Genomic DNA, 26,692 nt, shown 5'->3' with positions numbered 1-26,692 from the left:
AAAACAAACGGGATAGTTTAATAAAATAGCAATGCGTGTATCTATATTAAATTTCGCATGAGCCCGAAAATTCACTAATAGCAATACAGAAAAAACAATGGTCAGAATTAAGGCTACCATTTTACGAGTTCTTTACTAAGTCTTCTAAAAGAGCCACATACTCAGGCGAATTATTTAAACTTTCGACTAATTGCCAGTGCTCACCACCTGCTTCTTCAAATAATTCCTTATACTCCTCACCTACTTCAATCGTGGTTTCTAGACAATCCGCTACGAAAGCTGGCGAAAAGGCTAAAATTTTCTTCTTACCCTCACTTACTAACTTTTTGATGGTTTCATCGGTGTAGGGTTGTAACCATGGGTCTCGGCCTAAGCGGCTTTGGAATGCTGTACCATAAGTTCCAGGCTTCAAACCCATTTCTGCCGCAATTAAGCGAGTGGTCTCATGGCATTGCGCCCGGTAGCAAGTATGGTTCTTCTCCGTGATGGTTTCGCAACAAGTCCCGAAAACACAGGTATTCTTCGTAATATCACCTTTGCGAATATGACGTTCAGGCACACCGTGGTAGGAGAATAAATAGTAGTCGAAGTCGACGTCTTTTTGGTAGTTCGCGGCTTTATCAGCAAAGTATTTGGCAAAAATTGGATGCTGGTAAAAATAGCTCACTATTGAAAGTGATGGCATAATTTGCCAATCGGACATAATTTCCATCACGCGCTCATACACAGATCCCGTGGTAGCTGAAGCGTATTGTGGAAAGAAAGGGATAACGATTAATTTCTTCAGATTTGCCTGATGCATTTCTGACATGACCGACTTTAAATCCGGACTTTGGTAACGCATGGCTAACCGAACCATGTAACCATCGCCTAACCTCTCAGTTAAAGACGCACAAACGTCTTCCCCATAAAACTTCAAGGGAGAACCGCGCTCTTCCCATAATTCTTTATAGATTTTAGCAGATTGAGGAGCTCTAAAAGGAGCAATGATCCCATTCACTAACAAGTAGCGGAATGGATAGGGAATGTCGATCACGCGACCATCCATCAAAAACTCCCGTAAGTACTTACGTACGCTAGGGGTACCCGGATCATCTGGAGTTCCCAGATTCACTAATAAAACACCGATCATAGTTCTAATTAAAGCACAAATTTGTCTCTAAAAAACTAGAATACCCAACCTTCGGGTGTAATTTTTGTTCGGGTATTTGATTCCATACAAGGCACTTTTTCTTGACAACCCACTGATCCAGGAGGACAAGTATAGGTCTCTCCTAGTACGGTAGGGATAATGGGCAATTCCCCTACTGGAATATCCTTAGAGCGATCAATGATGAAAATTTTCTTTTTAACAGAGAATACATTGAAGATACCAATTACTTTTTCTGCTGGATTCGTTGTTGATTTAATATTTAAACTAAATCTTGTTTCTGCCGGTACATCAAACAAAGAACCTGATGATTGAATCTGAGAAATAAGTGATTGATAGAAAGCATACGCACTCCTAGTAATGGAACGTTGTTCTAAACGGAAATAATAGGGCGTCCAATTATCGAAAGGAATTCTAGCTACTTGACGACCCACGACTCTTTGGCCATTGGTTAGTACATCAGAGAATACGTTCAAATCATTGTTTGTCGAAATATCCCAACAATTTCCATCACACATATAATTTAATATCGCATCATTCGGAAAACGAGGTTGCACACAGTCTAATTTCTTGAAATCATAACGTCCCCCATCCGTACAGGTGGCACATAGACGAATTTTTTCAAAGTGTTTCCAATTCCACAAGTAAAAATCACCCTCATTTTGAAAATCTTTAAAATCAAGATAAACAGAGAAACCTGCTCTTCTGATATCAACTTTCGAATATTGCTCTAACGTCTCAAATCGAGTAATTAAGTTTTCAATTTCAGGTACCGCCTTCATTGTTTCAACAGCACTCTCATATGACTTACCCGTTAATAATTGAACATTCAATTTATAGGATGAACCCACTACACCCTTAAAACCTGCGCTAGGATAATAGGTCCCTGTGGGAGTTCCTTCGGTAAACGTAGTTTTAACTCCATTTTGGTCCGTCACATAAACCGTCGCTTTTGAAATAGGCAGAGAGAATTGCGAAGTAAGTCGATTAGATGAACTCGTTAAACGCACTTTACTTAAGGCTGCGTCGTCTGAAATATCTGCTTCTATGGTAGTAAATGAAGTAGCATCGACCTGAACAAAATCCTTAATTGGATTAATACATGCCCAAGCAACTAAGCCCATTAACAAGGTATAAAAAAAAGTATTTTTATATAATTTAGGCATGACTATAAGAATTTAAAATTATAAGTTAACGAGATAAATGGAGAGGCAAATACACTTAGCTCATACGCTCTCAAACCCGCTTTTGTTGATTTAAAAAAGACTGAATACGGATTTTGACGTCCATATAAATTATAAATGGTAAATACCCAGCTACCTTCCCAACGTTGCTTTTTCATAGATGGATTATTGATCGTCCAAGAAAAATCTAAGCGGTGGTAATCACGTACTCGGTCATTATTGCGCTCAGCAAACACTGGAAACTTCTTCCCCCCAATCTCATAAGATCCTGATGGTGATGAAAATGGTCGCCCTGTATTATAGGCAAAAGTGAAAGAGAAACTATGGTGAGTCGTAGGTTGAATATTTAACATCATGTTAAGCGTATGAGGCTTATCATAATTCGTTGCAAACCAATCTCCCCCATTTATGGCTTGAACCTCAGGAAACTCTCCTATCATTTGGTTAAATGCGCGCGCATAAGTGTAAGATACCCAACCTGACACTTCACCTTTCTTCTTTTGAACCATCAATTCCATTCCGTAGGCTTTACTTTTACCAGAAATCAACTGCGTTTCAATGTTCGGATTTAATTGTAAATTAGCCCCAGATACGAAATCTAATGTATTCGCTACATCACGATAGTAGGTTTCCAAAGAAGCTTCAAATACGTTTTCATTAAAGGTCTTAAATAAGCCTAATGATAGAAAATCGCTCTGTTGAGGCTTAATGAAATTATCTGCCGTTTTCCATCTTGAAGTAGGTAATGGCGTCGTGTTATTAGATAATAATTGGAAAAACTGTTGCTGACGGTTATATCCAAATTTCATAGTAGTATTTTCTGCCAAAGAATATTTCATAGTAATTCTAGGCTCAAAACCACCGTAAGAGGCCATTACTTCTCCGTCCGCATAGGTATTTTTACGCAACACGGTATTTAAGGATGGCATCTGCCCTGGCGCATAGACATTTTCAGATCCTGCCCCCATTCGGTAGTAATGTGAATAACGTAAACCGGCCTGCAAGGTGAATTTAGGACTTAGCGTCCATTCATCATCTGCAAATAAAGCTAATTCATAAGATTGCTCGTCCGGTATCTTGACATTGGAAACGCGTGAAATGACGCCTTCATTTAAAGTACCCGGATTAATATCATATCGGGTCGCCGTAATTCCAAAGTTCATTTTATGGTTTTCTTTCGGCTGGTAATCAAAACTAGTCGTTAAGTTTCTGTATAAGATGGAACTTTTCAAGTCAATCGTATTAACGGAATCAGGTGCAAAGGTCTTAGTGGAATAATCCGTTAAAGACCCGCTGACCATCATATTTAACTTAGGGGAAAAATAGTGATTCCAATGTGCCGCTAAATTCGTGTGTCCATAATTAAAGGACGTCTGCTTCGCCACGACATTTTCGATACTAAATAAAGAATCGACCCGGTAATAATCGTGGCTCAAATAAGAGGATAAAGAGATGGTATTCTTCGTATTAGGACGGTAATAAATCTTCGTCGCCACATCAGAAAAATTTGCCCGTAAGTTCTTTAAATAATCCGGTGCAAACCATTTGAACATAAAGTCATTGACAGATAAACGACCTGCAACTAAAACAGATAATTTCTCTTTTATAATCGGTATCTCTGCCATCACGCGGTTAGAAATCAAACCAATGCCTCCTTGCATTTTAAATTTGTCCGTGTTAGGTTCGATCATTTTGATATCTAAAACGGAGGCAGCACGTCCACCAAAACGCGATGGAACACCCCCTTTATATAATTCTAAATCCCGAATCGCATCAGAAGCGAAAACCGAGAACAAACCAAACATGTGCGTTGGGTTAAAGATGGGAGTATCATCAATATAGATTAAGTTTTGGTCCACATTCGAACCCCGAATATTCAGGCCATTCGCGCCCTCACCTACGGAAGAAACGCCAGGAAGAGATTGTAAACTGCGAATCACGTCGACTTCTCCCATCATCGTAGGCAATTTCTTGATCCCTTTTAAACTAAGTACGGTTACACCTAAAGAGGGTGTTTGAATATCACGCTTTGTGGCTGCAGAAGAGACAATTACCTCTTCTAATTGCTTCGTTACATTATTTAACTCAACGTTTAATTCAGTATTCGCCTTAATATAGATTTTCGTACGGTAGGGATTATAACCCACATAACTCACTTTGATCACCCACTCACCGTAGGGTACGTGCACTTTATAGTTACCAGACGTATCCGTGGTAACGCCTGATTTTTTGAAATCGACAGAGATATCAGCTCCTTTTAAGGGCTCGCCTGTAGAGGCATCGATCACTTTACCAAAAATGGCCGGAAGAGAGGTTGTTTGTGCAATGCTTTGATGCGAAAGGACAAATAGAAGTCCAAGGCAAAAGACTCTGGGTAAGAGTTTGATCATAGAATATAGGTTAACAGACGCAATTCTGTAAATAAACAAAAAATAAAGGAGATTCCTTACATGAGTAGCGACCAAAGCGCAGAAATAGCGACGAAAATCAGGGCAAAGGGGGTCAGGACTTTCCAGCACAAATACATTAACTGATCTACCCGAAGACGCGGTAGCGTCCAACGAATCCACATTTGAAGGGCAATTAAGATATAGGCTTTCAACATCAGCCAAACAAAACCAATCAGGGTTGCATAAATTGTTCCAGGCTCACCATTCGTCCAATCTGCTAAGCGAACAGATCCGATATTAGGCAAAGGAGAATACCATGATCCCCAGAATAAAATAACGCCCAATACGCTTACCAAAAGCATCATTCCATACTCTGACAAGAATAACAAGGCCCAGCGCATTCCGGCATATTCCGTGTGAAAACCACCTACTAATTCAGACTCAGCCTCTGGAATATCAAATGGCGCCCGATTCGCTTCTGCTAAGGATGCGATAAAATAAATGATGAATAAGAAGAAAAACAAAGGCATCCGCACCACATTCCAGCTTAAGAAACCGCCAGCTTGTGTCACATCAATACCCAATCCTTTTAATCCGAACAGGTATTGAGGTTCAGCAGAGAATATTCCTTGCTGCACTGAAATCTCCTGCAAATTCAAGGATCCCGAAATGAGAACCACACACAAAAGCGTCAATCCTAAAGGAATCTCATAGGAAACCAATTGAGCCGCAGAGCGAATCGCACCTAACAAGGAATACTTATTATTCGAAGTCCAGCCCGCCAATAAAATCCCCAAACTATCTAGTGAAACAATCCCCATCAAAAGCATTATTCCCATCTCCGTTTGGCTTCCTTGCAAGAAAGTGCCAGAACTTAAGGGGATAACAGCAAATGCACCGAATACGGATAGAAATATAATCCAAGGGGCAAAAAGAAACAAGCGTTTTTGGGCATTTTCAGGAACGATGTCTTCCTTTTGGAATAACTTCAATAGATCCGCAAAAACCTGCAACAAACCCCATTTCCCCACCTCCATGGGCCCTAATCGATCCTGCATAAAAGCAGACAGCTTCCGCTCCACATAAACGCCTATTACGACATTTACGGTCAACAAAAGCAAACAAACGATCAGAGCGATCCACATTAGCTAATCTGATTTAAGGCTTGTAAGAAATCTGATTTTAGGTCCTCTATAGACTCTAAACCGACAGCCACGCGAACTAAACCATCCGTAATGCCTAAGGCTGCTTTTTCTTCCGCAGGTAATTTCGAATGAGTCGTAGAAGCCGGGTGTGTGATAATCGTACGTGTATCTCCTAAATTAGGGGAGATGGAAGCGATTTTTAATAGCTTACTTAAAGCCACTACCTTTTCAAATCCCCCTTTTACATCAATCGTTAGAATTCCTCCGCCATACTTCATTTGGCGTTTCGCTAATTCATATTGCGGATGTGATTTTAAATAAGGATATTTGACGTTATTTAAGGCTTTATGGCCTTCCAAAGCTTCTGCCAAGGCCATCGCATTCTCCGAATGCTTCTGCAATCTTAGATCCAACAATTCCAAACTCTTAGACAACACCCAAGCATTGAATGGAGACATGGATGGGCCTGTGTGGCGCGCAAAGAAGCGAATCTCATCGATATATACTTTCTTTCCACAGATGACACCACCTAAAACGCGGCCTTGGCCGTCAATGTATTTCGTGGCTGAGTGAATCACTAAATCTGCTCCTAAATCCAACGGAGTTTGTAAGATAGGCGTCGCAAAACAGTTATCTACCGCTAAAATCAAGTCTTTCCCCTCTTTCAAAGCCGCCAATTCTTTCAAATCAATTAGCTCTAAACCCGGATTAGACGGAGATTCGCAGAATAAAAATTTCGTATTAGGCTTAATAGCCGCTTTCCACGCATTAATATCTGCCCCCGGAACAAAGGTGCATTCGATACCCCATTTCGAGGTAATCTTCGTCAAAATCTGAATACAAGAGCCAAACAAAGCATTAGACGCGACCACGTGATCGCCCGCTTTTAAAAGACCAGCCATCGAAGCAAAAATCGCTGCCATTCCTGTAGAAAAGGCAATCCCATCTTCCGCATTCTCCAACATATTCATCTTTTCCACGAATTCATCCACATTGGGATTCATGTAACGTGAATAGATATTGCCCGCCATTTCGTCCGCAAATATTGCTCTCCCCTGCTCTGCATCTTCAAAAGTGAAGCTAGAAGTCAAGTATAATGGTACCGAATGCTCTCTGTTTTGAGATCTTTCGGCTTGAATACGAATGGCTTTGGTCTGTTTTTGCATAGTCATCAATTATTAATCTACAAAAATAATAGAATACTTAATAAATACGGCTTCCGTTTCGGACTATTTTCCTGCCCTGATTTTACCCCCTAAGGAAACTAAATTATTTTGAGATAAATGAGTAAATTTCGAAGATTAAAGCCTTGTAAAGAAAACTAATTTAACTTATGAAAAAATTGATTATACCCTTTTTAAGCTTGTTTTTAGCGATTGGATCGTTTCAAATAAAAGCTCAAAAATGGACCAACCTATTCGACGGAAAAACCTTTAAAGGTTTCAAGCAACTCAATGGACAAGCTAAATATGAAGTAAAGGATGGCGTGATGGTGGGCACCACAGTAGCCAACACACCTAACTCCTTCATGGCTACCGAACAAGAATACGGGGATTTTATTTTGGAGTTCGATGTCAAAGTAGACAACAAAATGAATTCTGGAGTTCAATTCAGAAGTTTATCCATCCCAGAATACCAAAATGGCCGCGTTCACGGTTACCAAGCTGAAATCGATCCCTCTACTAGAGGCTGGTCAGGTGGTATTTATGACGAATCACGCCGTGGTTGGTTAGCCCAAAACGAACTGAAACCAGAGGCGAAGAAGGCCTTTAAATTAGGGGATGTTTGGAACCATTACCGCATCGAAGCCATCGGAAGCACAATCCGTACCTGGATTAACGATTATCCTGTGACCTATTTAGTGGATGACATGACGGCGAAAGGTTTTATCGCTTTCCAAGTGCACGCGATCTATGCAGATATGACGCCGGGTATGCAAGTGATGTGGAAAAACATCCGTATCCAAACGGGAAAAGAGATGCAACCTCGTCCTTTGGACAACAGAGTAGTCGTTGAGAATTATACCTTAAACAATGTATCACCATTAGAGCAAGCCCAAGGTTTCCGCTTATTATTCAATGGAAAAGACTTAACAGGCTTCCGTTCAGCGTTTAAGACGACGGCTCCTCCATCGGTTTGGACAGTAGAAGACGGTACACTTCACGTGAATAGCTCTGGTGGTAAGGAATCAGGCAATGGCGGTGATATCTTAACGAATGACAAGTTCTCCGCATTCGAATTAACGTTCGATTTCAAACTGACAGAGGGAGCGAATTCTGGAGTGAAATATTTCGTGAACGAGTCATACAATTCAGGCATGTCAGCGATCGGCTTGGAATACCAAGTTTTAGACGATGCAAAACACCCAGATGCTAAACTAGGAACCGTTGGAAACCGCACATTAGCGAGTTTATATGACATCATTCCATCGAACAAAATTGATGGCCGCTTCCAAAAGAAAATAGGCGAATGGAATCAAGGACGCATCATTGTATATCCAAATAACATCGTTCAACATTGGTTGAATGGCTTCAAAGTGATCGAATATGAGCGCAAGAGCAATATCTTCAAAGTGTTAGTTGCGCATAGCAAGCATAAAGTGTGGGATGGTTTTGGAGCACAAGATTCAGGTCCAATCCTTTTCCAAGAGCACGGAGATTCCGTATTCTACAAAAACATCAAAATCAGAGAAATTAAATAACCTATCTAATGGAAAGAAGAGAATTTTTACACAAAGGTGCCCTAGCTTCTCTAGGTACTTTAGCATTTAGCCCAAAATCATACAGCAAGATTCTTGGCGCAAACGACCGCGTTCGAGTGGCTTGCGTAGGTTTCTCTGATCGTCACCGTGCATCGCATGTGCCTCCTTTTAAGGCTTTAGCTAAAGGAATGAACTTCGAAATGGTCGCATTGTCAGATTTATGGAATCGCCGTAGAGATGAAGGAAAAGCCTTTTTAGAAAAAGAATTAGGCGGATCTATTCAGACCTATAGAAATAATGAGGAATTGTATTCTGCCAAAGGAATCGATGCCGTTTTCATCTCCACAGCGGACTTCCAACACGCATTACACACTATCGAAGCGGTAAAAGCGGGTTGTGATGCCTACACGGAGAAGCCATTAGCTGAAACAATGGAGGATAACCGTGCGGTTTTAAAGGCTGTTAAAGATTCTAATAAAATCGTCCAAATCGGTTCACAACGTCGTTCAGGCGAGAACTACTGGGCAGCAGATGAATTCATTAAGTCAGGTAAATTTGGCGATATTAAAATGGTAGAATTGATGTGGAACGTCAATCAACCAGGTCGCTGGAGACGCCCAGAATTAACGAGCATTTTAAAAGAATCAGATATCGATTGGAAACGCTTCTTAATGAACCGTCCAGCAGACAAATTCGATCCACGTAAATACTTAGAATACCGCCTATTCTGGCCTTATTCATCAGGAATCCCAGGACAGTGGATGTCACACCAAATCGACACCGTACACTGGTTCTCCGGCTTATCTCACCCGAATTCGGTTGTAGCCAATGGTGGAATTTACCAATGGAACGATGGCCGTGTCAATGCGGATACCATGACCGTAGTATTTGATTATGGTCAAGGAAGTAAAGGGTTCCAAGTTCAATTCACCTCTCGCTTCTCTAATGCAGCCGGTGGAACGAAAGAAATTTACTACTCTAACGGTGGTGAATTAAACCTAGACACGAATACCATCTCTCCTAACGGGGGACTTCGGGAGCGCGAAGCCAAAGCGATGGGCTTGCAGGCTAACTTACTACCAACGATGAAAATCGAAGGGGCAAAAGTAGCTACGGATGCAGATACTGGTGGAGACATTTTAACATTCAACCACGTGAAAAACTGGATGGAATGTGTTCGTTCTCGCAAAACGCCTAATGCTCCTATCGAAGCAGGTTACCAACACTCGATCGCAACTATCATGTCCAATGCCGCTTACCGCACGGGACAACGTGTTACTTTTGACGAGAAAACGCAAGAGGTTATGGCGGGCGATAAGGTGTTTAAGTACTAGTCGCAAGTCCGAAGGGAATGAGTCCGGAGGATATTTAGAGTAGAGATTATAGAGTAAAGAGTAGAGATTTTTCAAAATGGGGGCAAAAGCCCCTTTTTTGTTATTCAGAGTAGAGAATGATCTGAAAAGAATAGAGCATAAAGCACAAAGAATAAAGATGGAATCAAAAAGGAAGCAAAAGCTCCTTTTTGATGATTATAGTTACTATTAGATCATACTATTGTATTACTGACTTTATTCTTTGTGCTTTATGCTTTATGCTTTAATAAGATTTTGTAAATTGCACTATAATAGATTTCCCCCTCTATGGCTATCATTTCAACTAAATCAAAAAAAGACCTCTATTTGCACGTCGCGATCTTAGTGACGTTATTTTTAGTGTTGTTTTTTGGTTTCTTTTTTGTCTATTTGCCTTGGAGCACCCACCACGGGGAAACAATTAAGGTGCCTAATTTAAAAGGGATGTCAATGGATAAGATGGAAGAATCCGTTGACGAGAATAACCTAGAGTTCGAAATTGCGGACTGCACTTTTGTGGCTGACAAGCCACCTTTGACCATATTATCTCAATATCCATTACCAAATTCGTTGGTCAAATCTGGGCGCAAAATCTACATTACGATTAATTCAGAAACGCCACCGACCATCAGTATGCCTAATTTAATTGGGCTGTCGGTTAGAAGTGCGGAGCAACAATTAATTATAGCTGGATTGAAGAAAGGCGTTGTACATCAGGTGAATGATCCTCGATTAAAAGAGGTGATCGATATGCAAGCTTTGGGACGTAAGATTACAGCAGGAAGCAGCATTCCGAAAGGAACAGAAGTCGATTTGTATATTGGAAACGGAACATCAGATTCCGAAATTGAATTGCCGGATTTGATTGGAAAACCGTTGGATGAGGTGACAATTATTTTGGCAGGTATGAATTTAAAATTAGGCCACGTAACCTACGAGGCAAATAGTGATTTAGAAGCAGGAACCGTATTCAAACAAACATGCTCCACTTGCGATGGTACTAGTATTCATCCAGGAGATACGATTGATGTTTGGGTAGTAGGTGACGGAAATAACGAATAAGATGGATATTACAATTGAAGAATTAAAAGAACGCCTAGATAAAGGAGAAAAATTGAACTTGTTCGATGTGCGCGAAGAATATGAATTTGATGAGTTCAACATTGGGGCGACTTTGATCCCTTTGGGTGAATTACCGGATCGCTTAGAGGAAATTGCTCATCTTAAAAACGAAGAAATTTTAATCCATTGCCGTTCTGGAGCTCGTTCTGGACGTGCTGCAGCTTATTTAACAGCGGAAGGCTACGCGAATGTACGCAACGTGTTAGGCGGAATGATGGCCTGGCAAGCAGCTGGATATTAACATGACTGCTTCAGATTTCAAAGCAGAATTAACCCACGTAAACCTCCTAGATATACGGACACCCAGAGAATGGGATGACTTCAATCTAGGAGGTTTTCACGTTTCATTGGATACACTTTTAGGGCGCATCGATGAAATTTCTAAAGAGAAAAACTGGGTAATTATCTGCTATAATGGGACGCAGAGTTTGATTGCTTTGCGTTTGTTGAATGCCAAAGGCTTCACGAATATCGATCACCTTGAAGGAGGTATCGAAGCCTACTTAAGCCTCTAATCGTTTCAATATTTCTACAAAAGCCTTTGAAGGATGCAAATAGGAAAACTCATCCTGATTTCTGAACCAAGTCATCTGTTTTTTCGCATAATGACGGTTATTACGCTTTAATAAGCGAACCATCTCCTCTTCATCGTATTCACCCCGAAGAAAAGCATATACTTCTTTGTAGCCTAGAGTTTTCAAGGCGTATAAATGCTGTTTATCCTCAAAGGCACGTGCTTCTTCCACTAAACCAGCCGTGAGCATTTGGTCCATCCGTTGATCGATTCGCGTATATAATTCTTCCCTTGGACGCTCTAAACAGATCTTAATCACTTGAAAAGGGCGAGCAGGTTTTTGAGCTAATCGAAATTCAGAATAGGGTTTCCCAGTGGAAAGGCAGACTTCGAGGGCACGAACGACACGCTGTGGATTTTTGGCATCCACCTGAGCTGCATAAATGGGATCTAATTGCTTCAATTCCGTAAACAAGGCCCAAAGACCCTCTTTTTCCAAACGGCCATTCAGTGTTTCGCGCAAGGCTAAATCAGCTTCTGGCATCACATCCAAACCCTCCATCAAAGCTTTCAAATACAATCCAGAGCCGCCAGTAGCAACTACAACATCGTGCTTTTTGAAGAGTTTTGTCAATAACTTCATCGACTCCCGCTCGAAATCGCCTGGAGAGAAATAATCCTCCACCGAATGAGAATCAACAAAATGGTGGGTTACCCCACCCTGCTCTTCAGCCGATGGCTTTGCCGTTCCGATGGAAAGTTCACGGTAAAATTGACGGGAATCCGCCGAAATAATGTCCGTCTGTAAGTGCTTCGCTAAATCCACACAAAGTGCAGTTTTACCCACTGCCGTGGGACCTACGATGACGAGCAGTATTTTAGATGATTTTTTCAATGATTAATAGGTGTTTTTCTTTCCGTACCATTTACGTCCAGAACTCGCCTTATCGAAAGATCGAGCTGGTTTAGCATCTTTAGCAGCAGCCGCTGGAGCACCCGGACGTGATCCGCCACCACCATTACGTGATTGGCCTTGCGGTTTTTTAGCTGCTTTCTCCACGTGCAACACTTTCATTGGGTATTTGTGCGCTTCCACTACTGGAATCTTCTTCCCAATTAATTTCTCAATGTCTTTCAAATACGCTTTCTCCTCGATATCGCAGAACGAAATCGCAGCCCCTTTTGCTCCTGCACGACCGGTACGACCGATACGGTGAACGTAGGTTTCAGCGATGTTCGATAATTCAAAGTTGACTACGTATTCTAATTCGTCGATATCTATACCACGAGCGGCGATGTCGGTAGCGACCAATACGCGTGTTGTTTGTGCTTTGAAGTTTTTAAGTGCTGTTTGGCGGGCGTTTTGGGACTTATTCCCGTGAATCGCTTCAGCCTTGATGCTAGCCTTTAAAAGCATTTTAACCACTTTGTCCGCGCCGTGTTTAGTACGGGTGAAGACTAGGGCTGTTTTGATCGACGTATCTTGTAAGATATCAAGCAAAAGATCGTTCTTATTGCCTTTGTCTACGAAATAGACTGACTGATTAATGATCTCAACGGTAGAGGAAACCGGTGTTACGGAAACAGAAGCTGGGTTTTTCAAAATACTTCCCGCTAGTTTCACAATTTCTGGTGGCATCGTAGCCGAAAAGAAAAGCGACTGGCGTTTGTGTGGCAAGGCGGCTAATAATTTCTTCACGTCGTGAATGAAACCCATGTCGAGCATGCGATCCGCCTCATCTAAGACGAAATATTCTACGTCTGCGATAGATAAAAGGCGTTGGTTCATAAGGTCCAAAAGACGTCCAGGCGTCGCAATCACCACATCAGCTCCGCTGCGGATGGCTGAGACTTGGGGACTTTGGCCTACTCCACCAAAAATAACCGCATATTTCAAGTCCGTATGACGCGCATAGGCTCTGAAACTTTCACCGATTTGAATCGCTAACTCCCGTGTAGGAGTCACGATCAAGGCGCGGATTTTCTTATTTTTTTGGAACGATTTGTTCTCTTCTAAAAGTTGAATGATGGGCAACGTAAACGCTGCTGTTTTACCCGTACCCGTTTGGGCGCAACCTAATAAATCCGTGCCACGAAGGACAATAGGGATTGATTGGGCTTGAATAGGTGTAGGATTGGTATAACCCTCTTCTTTGAGCGCCTTTAAAATAGGCTCAATGAGGTGCAATGATTCGAATGACATATAACGGTATAAAGATGTGTTATGAGCAATGAAATAATAACAAACATCCTCATAATGTGGCGCAAAGGTACGCCTTTTATTTCACAGATTCGTTTAAATGACCTAATGCCACTAAAACCTGCTTGATCTCCTCCCCTTTTTGGGTACCAATTAAGATGGGGTCACCCTCTTTAAAATAGAGCTGTAAACCCACGTTTCCTGACGTGTTATAGACTAAACCATTTCCCTTAAAGCTGTATTTGATTCCCCAGCCACCGTATTCCATCAAAGGGCTATACGTTCTTACATAAGAAGCGGAAAGAGTATCCCAAGCAAAGAATTTCTCTTTAAAGTGGAATGGAAAAAAGCGAACGAAGATACCCTCTGCAGAAATGCGAGTCGTTAATTTCATTTGCCAACACAAAACAGGCAATAACATCCCTATAACAAATGAAATCAAAAATGAGATGGTTGTAGGAGGTGATACAGTGGCAATGGAGTACATCATAGTAATCCAAGAGCCTATTAATATCAGCCATAACCACCATTGGGTGAAGCGTTGTGTTTCGGTATACATAAGCAAGAATTTTAACTCAAATTTAGCAGAATTAGGCAGAAAATGATAGATTTGCTACAACCTATTTAATAATAATGACAACCAAAAAACAAAGCCTCGCCTATATCATTAGTGCGTCGTCTGTGGGTACCTTAATTGAGTGGTATGATTTCTATATTTTTGGCAGCCTAGCTACGGTTTTATCGACCAAATTCTTTCCAACTGATAATCCCACCGCCGCCTTTCTAAATACCTTAGCGACTTTTGCCGCTGGTTTCGTGGTGAGACCATTTGGAGCCTTAGTATTCGGACGATTGGGCGATTTGATAGGTCGTAAATATACCTTTATGGTCACCCTGATGTTAATGGGAGGCGCCACTTTTGCCATTGGTTTAATCCCCTCATATGCCACTATCGGAGCTTGGGCCCCTATTTTAGTGTTAACATTACGTCTTTTACAAGGACTTGCTTTAGGAGGAGAATATGGTGGAGCCGCAACTTATGTGGCGGAACACGCGCCCACAGAAAGACGTGGATTTTTCACCTCTTGGATTCAAACAACTGCTACTTTAGGTCTTGTCATCTCCTTGGCCGTAATTATGGCAACCAGGTCATCTATGAGCAAAGAAGCATTCGATGAATATGGCTGGAGAATTCCCTTTCTGGTTTCTATTTTGATGGTGCTCGTCTCTCTTTTAATCCGTAAAAACATGGAGGAATCACCCATGTTTGCTAAGGCCAAAGCAGAAGGAAATATTAGCAAGAACCCCTTGAAAGAATCTTTTGGCAATAAACTAAACCTAAAATATGTGCTTTTAGCGCTTTTCGGGGCTACCATGGGACAAGGTTTGGTGTGGTATACTGGCCAGTTTTATGCCCAAACTTTCCTCTTAAAAATTTGTAATCTAGATGATATTCAAACAAATATGATTTTAGTCATAGGACTTTTATTGGGGACCCCTTTATTTGTAATTTTTGGTGCCTTATCAGATAAAATAGGACGTAAAGGGATAATGATGGCAGGTATGATTATAGCCATTTTCTCCTATCGTCCCATTTTTGACCAAATGTACAAAACAGTGGATGTGACGAATAAAACAGTGGTTCCTGGTTCAGAAAAGAGGACTTTAAAGGGTAAAACAACCACGATTACGAAAGAATTTACGGATGGGAGTTCGTATAAAAATGTCATTACGGAAGTTTCTCCAGATAAAACGGAATCTAAGATTAGCATTAAAATAAACGAGAAAGATCAATGGACCTTAGTGGGCTATGTCTTTTTTCTCATCTCGTTTGTAACTATGGCCTATGGTCCTATCGCCGCCTTCTTAGTAGAAATGTTTCCCACTAAGATTCGATATACCTCAATGTCTTTGCCCTACCACATTGGGAATGGCGTTTTTGGTGGATTAATGCCAGCGATCGCGACATTCCTGGTTTCGAATGCACAAACCGCAGGAGTCGTTCAAAAACCCTATTTGGAAGGATTAAACTACCCCATCGCCTTAATCAGTGTGTGTGTAGTTATAGGAATTATTTATATTAAATCAGATAAAAAAGCAGCCTAATGAACCTGATTAAACGCATTTTGGGAATTGTTTGGATCGGTCTAGGAATCGGTGCAGGCATCTATTTGATTTATTTTCAAGCGGTTCCATTATGGACCAAAGGCGGGAATGACCTCGTACCTGCCATTATTTACACCTTTGTTTTAGCTCCCCTTATATCGATTGGAATGAGTCTTTTTGGCTACTATTCCCTTCAGGGAGAATTTAATGAAATTTAATTATGAGAATCACAAGCCTAGAAGATTACCAAAAAACGTATGAATTAAGCGTACAGCAACCAGAGAAGTTCTGGGCAGGCATCGCAAATCAATTTGATTGGATCAAACCATTCACGAAAGTGTTAGACTGGAATTTTGATGATTATTCGGTCAAATGGTTTGAGGATGGCCAAATGAACATCACAGCCAATGCACTAGATCGCCACTTAAAAACGATTCCAGATCAAGCAGCCATCATCTACGAACCTAACGAACCTGGAGATGAGGCCATTACCTTAACTTACCGCGAATTACACGCGAGAGTGTGCAAGTTCAGTAATGTGCTAAAAAACCTAGGCGTGGGGAAAGGAGATCGTGTTTGCATTTATATGCCGATGATTCCTGAACTAGCTATCGCTGTTTTAGCTTGTGCCCGAATCGGAGCTATCCACTCGGTGGTTTTTGGCGGATTTTCAGCCCAATCCATTGCAGATCGCATCAATGATTCGGAATGTAAAGTGGTAGTCACTACGGACGGAGCTGTTCGGGGTAACAAAACCATTCCAATGAAAGAAACGGTGGACGATGCTTTAGTAACTTGTCCATCCGTAGAAAAGGTTATTGTTAAAACACGCACTAAAACGCCCGTTTCCATGATAGGTGGACGTGACCTTTGGTGGGAACAAGAAGAAAACGAGGCGGCTGCAGATTGCCCGGCTGAAGCGATGAATGCAGAAGATCCTTTGTTTATTTTATACACTTCAGGATCAACCGGAAAACCTAAAGGCGTTGTTCATACCTGTGGTGGCTATATGGTCTACACCGCCTATACCTTCGCTAATGTATTCCAATACAATCCTGGAGAAGTCTTCTTCTGTACGGCAGACATTGGCTGGATTACCGGTCACTCTTATTTAGTTTATGGTCCCTTATTAAATGGAGCGAAATCCGTTCTTTTCGAAGGAATTCCTACCTACCCAGATGCTGGACGCTTCTGGGATATTATCAAAAGACATTCCGTTAATATCTTCTACACAGCCCCTACAGCGATTCGTTCATTAATGGGTTTTGGAGATGAACACATTGAAGGGAAAGACCTTAGCTCGTTACGAGTTTTAGGATCCGTAGGTGAACCATTGAATGAAGAAGCATGGCATTGGTATAATGATCAAGTAGGACATGGAAATTGCCCTATCGTCGATACCTGGTGGCAAACCGAAACGGGCGGATTGATGATCTCGCCAATCGCTGGAATCACCCCATTAAAACCGGCTTTCGCGACATTACCTCTACCAGGGGTTCAACCCATCTTAGTAGATGAGAATGGAAAAGAAATTACCGGAAATGGCGTAAATGGTAATTTATGTATCAAATACCCATGGCCATCGATTATTCGTACCACGTATGGTGATCACGAGCGTTGCAAATCGACATACTTCTCTACCTACCCAGGTTTATACTTCACTGGAGATGGATGTATGCGTGATGAAGATGGATACTACCGTATCACCGGCCGTGTGGATGATGTAATGAACATCTCTGGACACCGAATCGGAACGGCAGAAGTAGAAAATGCCATCAATATGCACACGGGTGTGATTGAATCCGCTGTCGTAGGCTATCCGCACGATATCAAAGGACAAGGAATCTATGCCTATGTCATCTGTGAACACCCGACCATCAATGATGATTTAACCCGCAAAGATATCTTAGCGACGGTGACTCGTGTGATTGGGCCTATTGCCAAACCTGACAAGATTCAATTCGTGACTGGCTTACCTAAAACGCGTTCCGGCAAAATCATGCGCCGTATTCTACGCAAAGTGGCGGAAGGCGATACATCTAACTTAGGAGATACGTCTACGTTGTTAGATCCGGGTGTGGTGGATTCGATTATCAGCGGAGCCTTATAAAACATTGGAGCATTATAAAGGAGCTCAGCTCCTTTATAATGCTCCAATGTAGAGTATAGATTATAGAGTAGAGAGTATAGATTTAAAGCATAAAGAATAGAGCACAAAGCATAAAGTTAGAATCGCTTTCAGCGATGAATTCAGCAGTGGTTTGACTGACTAGTAAGGTCAATAAAAAAAGGGATCGAAATTCGATCCCTTTTTTTGTTAAAGTCGCTGCCGCGCAGCTTAGTCAAAAAGTCAACAGAATTTTCAAGGGTAAGCGTTTACAAAATTATTTGTGCAACAAAATTTTAAAACGCTTACCATCGAAAATTACCAAAAATACGTATACAGCGCTATAATCCCCATCACCACAATTACGGCGCCAAGGATAAACGACGGCTCAAGCTTGAACATTTTGGCGTCGATCTCTAAGCCTTTCGGATTGTTCTTGCTTGCTGGATCAGCTAAAGAGATAATCACCATTGAAACCACACAGAAGAGGAACACCCAACCCATACGGTCCATAAATGGAATCATAAACACATCACCATCTTTGAATGCTGTGTAGAACATGCACTCATTTACACCAGTCCAAGCAGGAATGTATTTAGAGATAATTGAAAACGTTACACCTCCGATTAACGCAAACAAGGCTGCATTCGAAGTCGTTCTTTTCCAGAAGAAACCTAAGATAAACAAGGCAAAAATACCTGGAGACACATATCCCGTATATTCTTGAATAAATTCAAAACCACCTTTTTTATCAATACCCATGAATGGCGCAATAACAATAGCTAATATCATGGAAACTACTACCGCGATACGACCAATCGAAACCAATTGTTTCTCAGAAGCATTCGTATTGATGTATTTTTTGTAAATATCTAAGGTAAAAATCGTAGAAATTGAATTCGCTTTACCTGCCATAGACGCTACAACTGCCGCTGTCAAGGCAGCAAATGAAAGGCCTTTTAAACCAGGAGCCAATAGATTCATTAAAACCGGATAAGCATTATCTGGATTTTCAACTCCATTCTTCATCATTTCTTGCTGGAACATGTGGTCTTTGTGCAATAGATAAGCAGCGATACCTGGTAATACCACGATGATAGGCATCAACATCTTTAAGAAAGCAGCGAACAAGATACCATTACGGGCGGTTGGAAGATCTGCTCCCAAGGCACGTTGCGTGATGTATTGGTTACATCCCCAATAATTCAAGTTGATAATCCACATCCCACCGATTAATACGGTAAGGCCTGGAAGAGAGGGATAATTCTTATTATTTGTATCCAATATCATATGGAAATGTTCCGGAGCTTTGGTCAATAAATGATTTAAACCACTCATCATGCCCTCTCCTCCAAAATGATCTGAAACTTTGTTTAAAGCCAAATAAGTCGTTGCTAAACCTCCTAATATCAAAAAGAATACTTGAATAACGTCAGTATAACCGATTACTTTCATTCCACCTAAAGTGATAATCACTGCAAAAACAGACATTCCAATCATACAAACCGTGAAGTCAACACCTGATATGGTTGTGATCGCCAGGGCTCCTAAATATAAAATCGAAGTCAAATTAACCGCGATATACAACATTAACCAGAAAACGGCCATGATTAAACTCACCGTAGGTGAGTAACGTTGCGATAAGAATTGAGGCATGGTGAAGATTTTATTCTTCAAATAGATTGGCATAAAGAAGATCGCCACAATTAAGAGTGTTGCTGCTGCCATCCATTCGTAGGTAGCGATGGCTAAACCTAGTCTGTAACCGTTGCCGGACATACCGATAAATTGCTCTGCGGAGATATTAGAGGCGATTAATGATGCTCCGATCGCCCACCAGGTTAACGAACCTTCTGCTAAAAAGAAGTCATTCGAGTCAGATAATTTGGACTTTTTCTTGTTGTAAATCCAATAGCCGTAACCAGCTACTACCACGAAATAAAAGAGAAATACGAAGTAGTCGAGTGTTTGTAAACCGTTTGATTGCATAGAGTTTTTATGTTAATTAAGGTCTTGAATTGCCTAAATTAACCTTTTTATCGGAATTGTACTAATTCCAAAGCTCCGGTTTCACTAAAACCACTTCTTCCTCGCGATCCACGATGACCATACCGGGTAATAAATCCTTCGTTTTACGCACATACTTTTTCGAAGTAACGATTACGGGACAAAGGGATTCCGTTTGTCTTTTGGAGAAATAAGCCGCTAAACTTGCTGCCTTTTCAATGACGAAAGCCGGAACGGTTCTATTTTGTGGATTGCGAACAATCACGTGAGACCCTGAAACGTCTCGAGCGTGCAACCATATATCTTGCTTCTTGGCATATTTCAGCGTCAAGAGATCATTGTTCTTGGCATTTTTTCCTACCCAAATCACCCATCCCTCGATCTCAAACTGCTTGAATGGCAATTCTTCTGAGGATTTCTTATCTGTCGCTAGAGCTAAAAAGGGTTTTAAGCCTTTACGAGTTTCTACGGATTCCAACAAAGCGATTTTTTGCTGTATTTCTGCGATTTCTTGCTGCTTACGCGCAATGTTTTCCTCCCAATGCGCGAGTTCTTTGGAGAAATTCTTTGCCTTACGGTAATAATTTTCTGCATTAGCAGCTGGACTTAAGGATGAATTTAACTTAATCGTAATGGGCTGATTTCGGTAAAAATCTTCTAACACTACCTTACTTTCGCCCTCCGGAACTAAATGTAAAAAAGCCATCAAAATATTACCTATTTCTTCGAATGGCACATTGGTCTCACGAATGACTTTTTGTTTCTCCAGCTCTTGCAGGTAGAGTTGTGATTTCACCAAATTACGTTCTAAGCCCTCCTGTATTTGTCTTTTCTCCCGCGTGAACTCCCCTACTGAAAAGTGCAGCACATAGAATTGATTCAAGGCGGCAATCGGATCCGTAGTTTGGGAAAGCGGCTCAGCTGATGGAGGGAATAAGGTAAATCCAATGCCTTTGGGCGTGGAAATCACGTAATAACTCCCCTCATCTAGGATTTGAAGCATCTTTTGCAATAGAGCCCAGCGGTCTTTCAGGTGTAGGTTTTCATATCCTTGCGCTGCGAGCCAGGCTTGCCCCTCTTTTCCTAAAGTGGGAAAGAGCGGGAAATATTCTCCATCAGCTGCCTGCAAGGCTTCAAAACTTTGATCAATAGAACGAGAGATGGAATTTAAAGTCAGCTCATCGTCTTTTTTTAGGCGTTTCTGAAACTGCGAATCATATTCTCCGTCGCGGTATAAAATCAAGTTTGCGCGATTTCCAAAAAGCTTAAATACGAGTACGTAGTTGCCTAGAAAATGAATTCCAAAGGCTCTTTCGTTTTCGTACATCTCCACCTCTTGGACTTCGGCTAACAGTAAATCAGAGAAAAGGTCGATGGAATTTCGGCCGGCACGGTGAAAGGAATCCGGAAATTGTAGACTAGAAAATTGGGGGCCGAGAGAGCATTTGATATAGAAATCGTCACCGTTTTGGCGTTCAAAACCCAAAACTAATTCATCCTTCTCCTGCGAAAAACACTGCTTTAAGCGCGCATACATCAATATTTGACGTAATTGCCCTGATAAAATCCGCAGAAAATAATAGTTATTGTGCATCGCTTAGCCTAAATTTATCCTTATGTCATTGATACCCGACTCCTATCTCACCATCGCAAAACCAGCTGAAGGACTTTACAAAGATAAAGGAAGTAAATTCATCAGTTGGGCATATCCGGTGAAAGATTTGGAAGAAATCAAAAGCCAGTTGACTGCGCTGAAAGAAGCACACCCGAAAGCACGCCACATTTGTTATGCCTATCGACTTGGATTTACCCCAGAAGAAGCGAGATCAAACGATGACGGGGAACCATCCGGAAGTGCCGGAAAACCCATTTTAAATACGATTCTCTCTCAAAATCTGCATTATGTGCTGGTGGCGGTAGTTCGATATTTTGGCGGCACTTTGTTAGGCGTACCTGGGCTCATCCAAGCCTATAAAGAAGGGGCAGTCGATGCGCTAGAACAGGCGGAGATTTATGAGAAAGAACCGATGAAAATCCGAAGCATTCAGTTCACGTATGCACAGATGAATGAAGTGATGAAAATTTGCAAAAAACACCCGATTACGATAGTAAATCAGGTAATTGATAACCTTTGTACCTATGAATTGAAGTATGCATCTCGCCACGCGGCAGAGATTGATGCCTCACTAGACAACCTATGAAATCGTATAAAATTTATTTAACCTCGGCTGGAATTCAGGTGCAGGATCAGCAAGGGCTGGTTTGCTCGGTAACGGGGAATTGGGATGAGTTTATTAACCAGTCCCAGTTATTTCAGCATTGCGCATCCTTGAATTTTCAGGACGCCAAAATCGAAACACCCCTCTGCCCTATCGATTCACAAGAAATTTGGGCGGCTGGCGTGACCTATTTGCGCAGCAAAGTGGCGCGAATGGAAGAGTCTAAAGAATCCGGCGGAGATACCTTTTACGACAAGGTTTATGACGCCGAAAGGCCTGAAATATTCTACAAAGGTAATCGCTTGCGGTCCGTAGGGCCGGGCGGAAAGGTACGTATTCGGAAGGATTCTTTTTGGAATGTACCTGAACCAGAATTGACACTTTTTGTCAATAAGCACGGCGAACTAGCGGGCTACAGCATCGGAAATGACATGAGTTCTAGGGATATCGAGGGTGAAAACCCCTTGTATTTACCGCAGGCCAAAGTCTATGACGCCGCCGCCGGTCTAGGACCTTGCTTGTTAGTGACCGATAAACCAATGGCACCTAACACCATCATCGCGATGGAAATCATCCGAAACGGCGAAAGCGTTTTCCAAGGCGACACCGAAATCTCCCAAATGAAGCGTTCACACGCCGAATTAGTCGATTATTTAACCCGCGAAATGTCCTTCCCATCAGGTGTCTTTTTGATGACGGGCACTTGCATCGTCCCGGATCTGCCCTTTACCTTGCAATCCGGAGATAGCATCCACATTACGATTGAACCTATTGGAACCCTCATTCAAACCGTTGCCTAATGAATTATAAAGACGCCTCGATGGCAGAAATCGACTCAGCCGTTGCCGCTGCAAAAGCCGCATTCCCTATTTATCGCCGCATTTCAGATGTAGATCGCGCTGCATTTCTGGTAGCCATTTCCCGCGAAATATTGGCGATAGGTGATAAATTAATCCAAAGCGCTTGCACAGAATCAAATCTCCCAGAAGCTAGAATTACCGGCGAAAGAGGTCGTACAACTGGCCAAATTCAAGCCTTCGCGGACTTCATCTCTAATCCTACTTGGAAAAAAGAAATCCACGATCCCGCTCAACCTGACCGTGCACCTTTACCTAAACCGGATTTATTTCAAACCCAAATCCCGCTAGGTCCAGTGGCCGTTTTTGGGGCTAGCAACTTTCCATTAGCCTTTTCTGTAGCAGGTGGCGATACGATTTCTGCCCTAGCTGCCGGATGCCCTGTCGTTTTCAAAGCACACCCAGCTCATCCAAAAACAGGAGAATTAGTAGGCTCAGCGATTTCAAAAGCGGTCGCATCTTGTGGTTTACCTGCTGGCGTTTTCGCCTTGATTCACGGTTCATCGAATGAAGTGGGTTCTTATTTAGTGCAGCACCCAGACATTCAGGCTGTGGGTTTCACTGGATCGTACCGAGGAGGTAAAGCCTTGTATGATTTAGCCGTTCGCAGACCTCATCCCATTCCTGTTTATGCGGAAATGGGTAGCGTGAATCCTGTGATTTTATTATCAAACAAAATCGCCGAAAATCCGGCTGCATTAGCCGCAGGACTGGCTGGTTCAGTTTGCTTAGGCGTGGGACAGTTCTGTACGAATCCCGGTTTACTCATCTTGCAGAAGAAAGATGCTACTTTTCTAGATTTGCTAGCAGCGGAATTAGATAAATTACCATTGGGCACTTTCTTAACGCCTGGAATCGCATCTGCCTACGCTTCCGGCGTTGCTAATCTTTCAAACCACGCAAAGAAATTAACCTCGCGCGACCTACCATCTCCTGCCCTATTTGTGGCAGATGCGGCTAGTGCAAATCACCAGATTTTGGAAGAAGTTTTTGGACCTTGCACGGTCGCAATTTTAGTAGACGATGAAGCAGAAATGTTGACGTTTATTGAATCAATGGACGGACAATTAACAGGAACCATTCACGGAACCAAAAACGAAATTTCAGACGAATTAATCGATACGCTGTTACAAAAAGTAGGCCGCCTATTATTCAACGGTTTCCCTACAGGCGTGGAAGTTTCTGGCGCAATGGTCCACGGAGGACCTTTTCCTGCTACTACAGACTCGAGGAGTACGAGCGTGGGAACGCAGGCGATTTATCGATTTACGCGGATGGTTTGCTTGCAAAACAGATTATAAAGCATAGAACACAAAGAATAAAGGTGGAATCAAAAAGCGGCAATTGCCGCTTTTTGATTTTCGCTATTCAACCTATCATTTAATTGAAAAATAGATGAAGACATCCTAGGAAAGCACAAAAACACATGTGTTAATTTTGCTCGCCAAAAACCTCGAACTAGGAAGAATACAAATTACATCATGGATTAATTAACAATAATTTCTGGTGGTGGAACTAATCCTTTTCTAATGGCTTCTTCATAACTACTTCCTTCAATAAAAGTTAATTCTTGATTAATGCCCTTCACATTATAAAGTGCAGCATCAATCATAGTGCTGTAGTTAACTAATTGAGCCTCTAACCTGACTAGTTCAGCACCACACTTATGATCATAGCATCCATATTTATATCCCTTTGAGAGGTATTTAAAGAAATACCAATGCTCCTTTTGGCGTGCATTTTTTGCAGGTTTCAGAAACTTTCCAGAAGTCTTTATGATATTATTTAATATACTCTCATGTGTTGAATCCACCAAAGTGCCGAAATAGACAATATCTTTTTCATGAATTTTGCCTTTAGAATCTACTTTAAACAGGTAAAGTCCAAGATCAGAACGACATGATGCATTTTGAGAAGAAAGATAGGCTCCTATAGTTAAATCACTAATTAGCAATTGTCTTGAACTATCTTCAGTTAGTTTAATGGCTGAATTACCTTTATAGGTAAAGGGTCCACTTAATTTGGTTTTACTGTATTGCCCATTCATCAGCAAAGGTAAAACTAAAAAAAACGTTAAATAGGAAAGCCTCTTCATGTTAGTTTTTGCAAATTGTTCCATTTTTTCCTTTTTGGTGGTTGTTGATTGTATTAACAACTTCTTCTCTAGCATTTAACTTTATTTGATTTTTAAAATATTCTGTATTTATAAGCCCTCCAGACCAAATCAACTCGTCAGCATCGTCAGCATACTTTGGAAATCGTTTTTTCAATACGGCTTCAATGCCGTATAAATAATCATATAAGTAATCTCCTGCCATCATTTCATGCTGAAGGTCGTCTTTCCACGGTTCCCCTTTTTTTAATGCCAAATAGGCATGTAATATTTCATGGTATATAGCAACAGCCATATATTCTTGAGAAGAATCTTTTAATCTAGAATTAATTGTAATCAATGCCTCACTATTAGATCTGCGCAAAATAGTTGCATCTGCGTCATCTTTCAAATTTACTCCTTCTGTAAAATAGATAGTTAACGATGTACCTTTAAACGCACTTAACATCCCTAATATATCATATTTAGAATTAATCACTCCATTTAAGGCCTCAAGCAAGCATTTATTTTTAACATTATTCCCAATCGAAAAAAGTAGCACCTCAGAGGGATCAAAATTTATATCATATGAATCACTTGATGGAGCACCACCTCCTCCACCAAAAAAGGAAGGAATTGAAGGATTATAGCTCCCTCCACCTTCACTGTAAATGATAGGCAAATCGGCTAAGGTCCCATACATCGGGAGCCTTTGTCCATAACAGAATACCTCTGCAAGTTCAAGATTCATCTCTCTTACAGTTGAACCATCAAGTCCCCCATTTTTCTTCGCCTTGGCAACTCTTTTTGTTTTGATCAAAACCCCATCACGAATTACTTCATCAAACATATTAAGCACCTGGATATTTATATGAGTTTCATCCTTGGGAGTGTACAGCTTATAAAAGCCTTTTTGAATTCCATTTTCAGAGTAAATAATTAAATCCTTCATTCCTGCTTTTGACATCACAGGTATTTGGTAAGCCTGTGATCTGTCTGGCATTGCAAAGGGTATGGTATATTTCCATAAAACGGGCTCATCAGTAGAAGTCATTTTATTGAAAGCATACCATTGTCTTAATTCTTGATATGGCTCTGATGGCTCCTTCAAAGCCTCCTTACTACACGAATTCAAAACTAACAGAGAGATTAACCCGAATAACAGTTTAAAAAAAAATTCAGGGGTTAAATGAATAACTCGAAATTCACTTGAGGTAAATGGTACTTTGTTTTCCATAATAAAAGATGTTTTTATCTCGATTTTAGCTAGGCCAAAATAGAGGATAGGTGAGAACCATCCATACGTTGGATGATTAAAACAAATTATGATGGGGGAGAACAGGATTATTGAAACAGAAATATTTCAATAATATGAAGTAGAATAGGTGGGCTCAAATCTAAATTGAAGTTCACCACTGAGCCAAAAGTAAACTTATAAACTGGAGAAACAATTTAAATCAAAAGACAGCGTATAGATTATCAATTAACTGGTATTCTTTAAAAATGCTTGCAGAATCAAATTTAAAAGTTCAAAGATTAAAGCTGG

23 protein-coding genes are annotated in these 26,692 nt (G+C 41.2%); 11 read left to right on the top strand and 12 right to left on the bottom strand.

The features are described from left to right. Positions 1-121: 121 nt before the first annotated feature. From hemH to SKC37_RS02150, 5 genes are read right to left on the bottom strand one after another with little or no spacing between them, the layout of a single operon-like run. Complete coding sequence (hemH, locus tag SKC37_RS02170; RefSeq protein ID WP_377979891.1) at positions 122-1,132, bottom strand: ferrochelatase; 1,011 nt, start codon at positions 1,130-1,132, stop codon at positions 122-124. Positions 1,133-1,167: 35 nt separating this feature from the next. After that, a complete protein-coding gene (locus tag SKC37_RS02165; protein ID WP_377979890.1) occupies positions 1,168-2,316 on the bottom strand; it encodes a DUF4249 domain-containing protein in 1,149 nt (382 codons plus the stop codon). Positions 2,317-2,318: 2 nt separating this feature from the next. Further along, positions 2,319-4,724: a TonB-dependent receptor gene (locus tag SKC37_RS02160; protein ID WP_377979889.1), complete on the bottom strand. Its 2,406-nt coding sequence runs from the start codon at positions 4,722-4,724 to the stop codon at positions 2,319-2,321. A 56-nt stretch (positions 4,725-4,780) separates the two neighbouring features. Further along, positions 4,781-5,869 (bottom strand): complex I subunit 1/NuoH family protein, encoded by a 1,089-nt coding sequence (locus SKC37_RS02155; RefSeq protein ID WP_377979888.1) that lies wholly within the window; start codon positions 5,867-5,869, stop codon positions 4,781-4,783. Further along, positions 5,869-7,035 (bottom strand): trans-sulfuration enzyme family protein, encoded by a 1,167-nt coding sequence (locus SKC37_RS02150; protein WP_377979887.1) that lies wholly within the window; start codon positions 7,033-7,035, stop codon positions 5,869-5,871. The genes SKC37_RS02155 and SKC37_RS02150 overlap by 1 nt, the downstream gene beginning before the upstream one ends. A 167-nt stretch (positions 7,036-7,202) precedes the next feature. Between SKC37_RS02150 and SKC37_RS02145 the strand changes: the two genes are divergently transcribed. The 5 genes from SKC37_RS02145 to SKC37_RS02125 all read left to right on the top strand — a co-directional run bounded on the left by SKC37_RS02145 (position 7,203) and on the right by SKC37_RS02125 (position 11,559). After that, positions 7,203-8,570, top strand: a complete 1,368-nt coding sequence (locus SKC37_RS02145; RefSeq protein ID WP_377979886.1) for a 3-keto-disaccharide hydrolase — start codon at positions 7,203-7,205, stop codon at positions 8,568-8,570. Between the two features lie 8 nt (positions 8,571-8,578). Next, a complete protein-coding gene (locus SKC37_RS02140) occupies positions 8,579-9,904 on the top strand; it encodes a Gfo/Idh/MocA family protein (protein ID WP_377979885.1) in 1,326 nt (441 codons plus the stop codon). 306 nt (positions 9,905-10,210) lie between these two features. Next, complete coding sequence (locus tag SKC37_RS02135) at positions 10,211-10,984, top strand: PASTA domain-containing protein (RefSeq protein ID WP_377979884.1); 774 nt, start codon at positions 10,211-10,213, stop codon at positions 10,982-10,984. Between the two features lies 1 nt (position 10,985). Continuing rightward, the gene (locus tag SKC37_RS02130; RefSeq protein WP_377979883.1) at positions 10,986-11,285 is read left to right on the top strand and encodes a rhodanese-like domain-containing protein; all 300 of its coding nucleotides are present in this window, start codon (positions 10,986-10,988) and stop codon (positions 11,283-11,285) included. 1 nt (position 11,286) lies between these two features. Continuing rightward, positions 11,287-11,559 (top strand): rhodanese-like domain-containing protein, encoded by a 273-nt coding sequence (locus tag SKC37_RS02125; RefSeq protein WP_377979882.1) that lies wholly within the window; start codon positions 11,287-11,289, stop codon positions 11,557-11,559. Here the strand turns inward: SKC37_RS02125 and miaA are convergent. The 3 genes from miaA to SKC37_RS02110 form a co-directional block, all read right to left on the bottom strand. Next, positions 11,548-12,453: a tRNA (adenosine(37)-N6)-dimethylallyltransferase MiaA gene (gene miaA / locus SKC37_RS02120; RefSeq protein ID WP_377979881.1), complete on the bottom strand. Its 906-nt coding sequence runs from the start codon at positions 12,451-12,453 to the stop codon at positions 11,548-11,550. The genes SKC37_RS02125 and miaA overlap by 12 nt on opposite strands. Positions 12,454-12,456: 3 nt before the next feature. Next, positions 12,457-13,761 carry a DEAD/DEAH box helicase gene (locus tag SKC37_RS02115; RefSeq protein WP_377979880.1) on the bottom strand — a complete coding sequence of 435 codons (1,305 nt, stop codon included), beginning with the start codon at positions 13,759-13,761 and terminating at the stop codon, positions 12,457-12,459. 76 nt (positions 13,762-13,837) lie between these two features. Beyond that, positions 13,838-14,317, bottom strand: coding sequence for a hypothetical protein (locus SKC37_RS02110; protein ID WP_377979879.1), 480 nt, complete (start codon positions 14,315-14,317; stop codon positions 13,838-13,840). Between the two features lie 74 nt (positions 14,318-14,391). Here SKC37_RS02110 and SKC37_RS02105 point away from each other — a divergent pair, with 74 nt between their 5' ends. Genes SKC37_RS02105 through acs form a run of 3 tightly spaced genes read left to right on the top strand, consistent with a single transcriptional unit; the run spans position 14,392 to position 17,974 of the window. After that, positions 14,392-15,864, top strand: coding sequence for an MFS transporter (locus SKC37_RS02105; protein WP_377979878.1), 1,473 nt, complete (start codon positions 14,392-14,394; stop codon positions 15,862-15,864). Next, a complete protein-coding gene (locus SKC37_RS02100; protein WP_377979877.1) occupies positions 15,864-16,082 on the top strand; it encodes a DUF6814 family protein in 219 nt (72 codons plus the stop codon). Before SKC37_RS02105 ends, SKC37_RS02100 begins: the two co-directional genes overlap by 1 nt. 2 nt (positions 16,083-16,084) lie before the next feature. Beyond that, entirely contained in the window at positions 16,085-17,974 is a 1,890-nt protein-coding gene (gene acs, locus SKC37_RS02095; RefSeq protein ID WP_377979876.1) for an acetate--CoA ligase, read from the top strand. Between the two features lie 315 nt (positions 17,975-18,289). Here the strand turns inward: acs and SKC37_RS02090 are convergent, their stop codons facing one another. Continuing rightward, positions 18,290-19,960, bottom strand: a complete 1,671-nt coding sequence (locus tag SKC37_RS02090) for a sodium/sugar symporter (protein ID WP_377979875.1) — start codon at positions 19,958-19,960, stop codon at positions 18,290-18,292. A 61-nt stretch (positions 19,961-20,021) separates the two neighbouring features. After that, positions 20,022-21,572 carry an NFACT RNA binding domain-containing protein gene (locus SKC37_RS02085; RefSeq protein WP_377979874.1) on the bottom strand — a complete coding sequence of 517 codons (1,551 nt, stop codon included), beginning with the start codon at positions 21,570-21,572 and terminating at the stop codon, positions 20,022-20,024. A 22-nt stretch (positions 21,573-21,594) separates the two neighbouring features. On the opposite strand from SKC37_RS02085, the gene SKC37_RS02080 reads away from it, so the two are divergent. Genes SKC37_RS02080 through SKC37_RS02070 form a run of 3 tightly spaced genes read left to right on the top strand, consistent with a single transcriptional unit; the run spans position 21,595 to position 24,355 of the window. Beyond that, entirely contained in the window at positions 21,595-22,179 is a 585-nt protein-coding gene (locus SKC37_RS02080) for an IMPACT family protein (protein WP_377979873.1), read from the top strand. Beyond that, positions 22,176-22,997 (top strand): fumarylacetoacetate hydrolase family protein, encoded by an 822-nt coding sequence (locus tag SKC37_RS02075; RefSeq protein WP_377979872.1) that lies wholly within the window; start codon positions 22,176-22,178, stop codon positions 22,995-22,997. Before SKC37_RS02080 ends, SKC37_RS02075 begins: the two co-directional genes overlap by 4 nt. Then, on the top strand, positions 22,997-24,355 hold the full coding sequence (locus SKC37_RS02070; protein ID WP_377979871.1) for an aldehyde dehydrogenase (NADP(+)): 1,359 nt from the start codon (positions 22,997-22,999) through the stop codon (positions 24,353-24,355). The genes SKC37_RS02075 and SKC37_RS02070 overlap by 1 nt, the downstream gene beginning before the upstream one ends. 185 nt (positions 24,356-24,540) lie before the next feature. On the opposite strand, the gene SKC37_RS02065 is transcribed toward SKC37_RS02070, so the two are convergent. Together SKC37_RS02065 and SKC37_RS02060 are read right to left on the bottom strand one after the other, a co-directional pair. After that, entirely contained in the window at positions 24,541-25,173 is a 633-nt protein-coding gene (locus SKC37_RS02065) for a hypothetical protein (RefSeq protein ID WP_377979870.1), read from the bottom strand. Next, the gene (locus tag SKC37_RS02060) at positions 25,151-26,383 is read right to left on the bottom strand and encodes a hypothetical protein (protein ID WP_377979869.1); all 1,233 of its coding nucleotides are present in this window, start codon (positions 26,381-26,383) and stop codon (positions 25,151-25,153) included. The genes SKC37_RS02065 and SKC37_RS02060 overlap by 23 nt, the downstream gene beginning before the upstream one ends. Positions 26,384-26,692 lie beyond the last annotated feature (309 nt).

Source organism: Aquirufa esocilacus (assembly GCF_042715595.1).
Lineage (GTDB): Bacteria > Bacteroidota > Bacteroidia > Cytophagales > Spirosomataceae > Aquirufa > Aquirufa esocilacus.
Note: the sequence above shows the minus strand (reverse complement) of the source record. Positions and strands in the feature narration are given on the sequence as shown.

Bases quoted from the DNA above. Each gene is read 5' to 3' on its own strand.
- acs (WP_377979876.1), top strand. From the start codon at position 16,085: ATGAGAATCACAAGCCTAGAAGATTACCAAAAAACGTATGAATTAAGC.
- SKC37_RS02090 (WP_377979875.1), bottom strand. From the start codon at position 19,960: ATGCAATCAAACGGTTTACAAACACTCGACTACTTCGTATTTCTCTTT.
- SKC37_RS02165 (WP_377979890.1), bottom strand. From the start codon at position 2,316: ATGCCTAAATTATATAAAAATACTTTTTTTTATACCTTGTTAATGGGC.
- SKC37_RS02085 (WP_377979874.1), bottom strand. From the start codon at position 21,572: ATGCACAATAACTATTATTTTCTGCGGATTTTATCAGGGCAATTACGT.
- SKC37_RS02070 (WP_377979871.1), top strand. From the start codon at position 22,997: ATGAATTATAAAGACGCCTCGATGGCAGAAATCGACTCAGCCGTTGCC.
- SKC37_RS02125 (WP_377979882.1), top strand. From the start codon at position 11,287: ATGACTGCTTCAGATTTCAAAGCAGAATTAACCCACGTAAACCTCCTA.
- SKC37_RS02105 (WP_377979878.1), top strand. From the start codon at position 14,392: ATGACAACCAAAAAACAAAGCCTCGCCTATATCATTAGTGCGTCGTCT.
- SKC37_RS02150 (WP_377979887.1), bottom strand. From the start codon at position 7,035: ATGCAAAAACAGACCAAAGCCATTCGTATTCAAGCCGAAAGATCTCAA.
- SKC37_RS02115 (WP_377979880.1), bottom strand. From the start codon at position 13,761: ATGTCATTCGAATCATTGCACCTCATTGAGCCTATTTTAAAGGCGCTC.
- hemH (WP_377979891.1), bottom strand. From the start codon at position 1,132: ATGATCGGTGTTTTATTAGTGAATCTGGGAACTCCAGATGATCCGGGT.
- SKC37_RS02135 (WP_377979884.1), top strand. From the start codon at position 10,211: ATGGCTATCATTTCAACTAAATCAAAAAAAGACCTCTATTTGCACGTC.
- SKC37_RS02160 (WP_377979889.1), bottom strand. From the start codon at position 4,724: ATGATCAAACTCTTACCCAGAGTCTTTTGCCTTGGACTTCTATTTGTC.
- SKC37_RS02130 (WP_377979883.1), top strand. From the start codon at position 10,986: ATGGATATTACAATTGAAGAATTAAAAGAACGCCTAGATAAAGGAGAA.
- SKC37_RS02075 (WP_377979872.1), top strand. From the start codon at position 22,176: ATGAAATCGTATAAAATTTATTTAACCTCGGCTGGAATTCAGGTGCAG.
- SKC37_RS02155 (WP_377979888.1), bottom strand. From the start codon at position 5,869: ATGTGGATCGCTCTGATCGTTTGTTTGCTTTTGTTGACCGTAAATGTC.
- SKC37_RS02140 (WP_377979885.1), top strand. From the start codon at position 8,579: ATGGAAAGAAGAGAATTTTTACACAAAGGTGCCCTAGCTTCTCTAGGT.
- SKC37_RS02100 (WP_377979877.1), top strand. From the start codon at position 15,864: ATGAACCTGATTAAACGCATTTTGGGAATTGTTTGGATCGGTCTAGGA.
- SKC37_RS02060 (WP_377979869.1), bottom strand. From the start codon at position 26,383: ATGGAAAACAAAGTACCATTTACCTCAAGTGAATTTCGAGTTATTCAT.
- SKC37_RS02080 (WP_377979873.1), top strand. From the start codon at position 21,595: ATGTCATTGATACCCGACTCCTATCTCACCATCGCAAAACCAGCTGAA.
- SKC37_RS02110 (WP_377979879.1), bottom strand. From the start codon at position 14,317: ATGTATACCGAAACACAACGCTTCACCCAATGGTGGTTATGGCTGATA.
- SKC37_RS02065 (WP_377979870.1), bottom strand. From the start codon at position 25,173: ATGGAACAATTTGCAAAAACTAACATGAAGAGGCTTTCCTATTTAACG.
- SKC37_RS02145 (WP_377979886.1), top strand. From the start codon at position 7,203: ATGAAAAAATTGATTATACCCTTTTTAAGCTTGTTTTTAGCGATTGGA.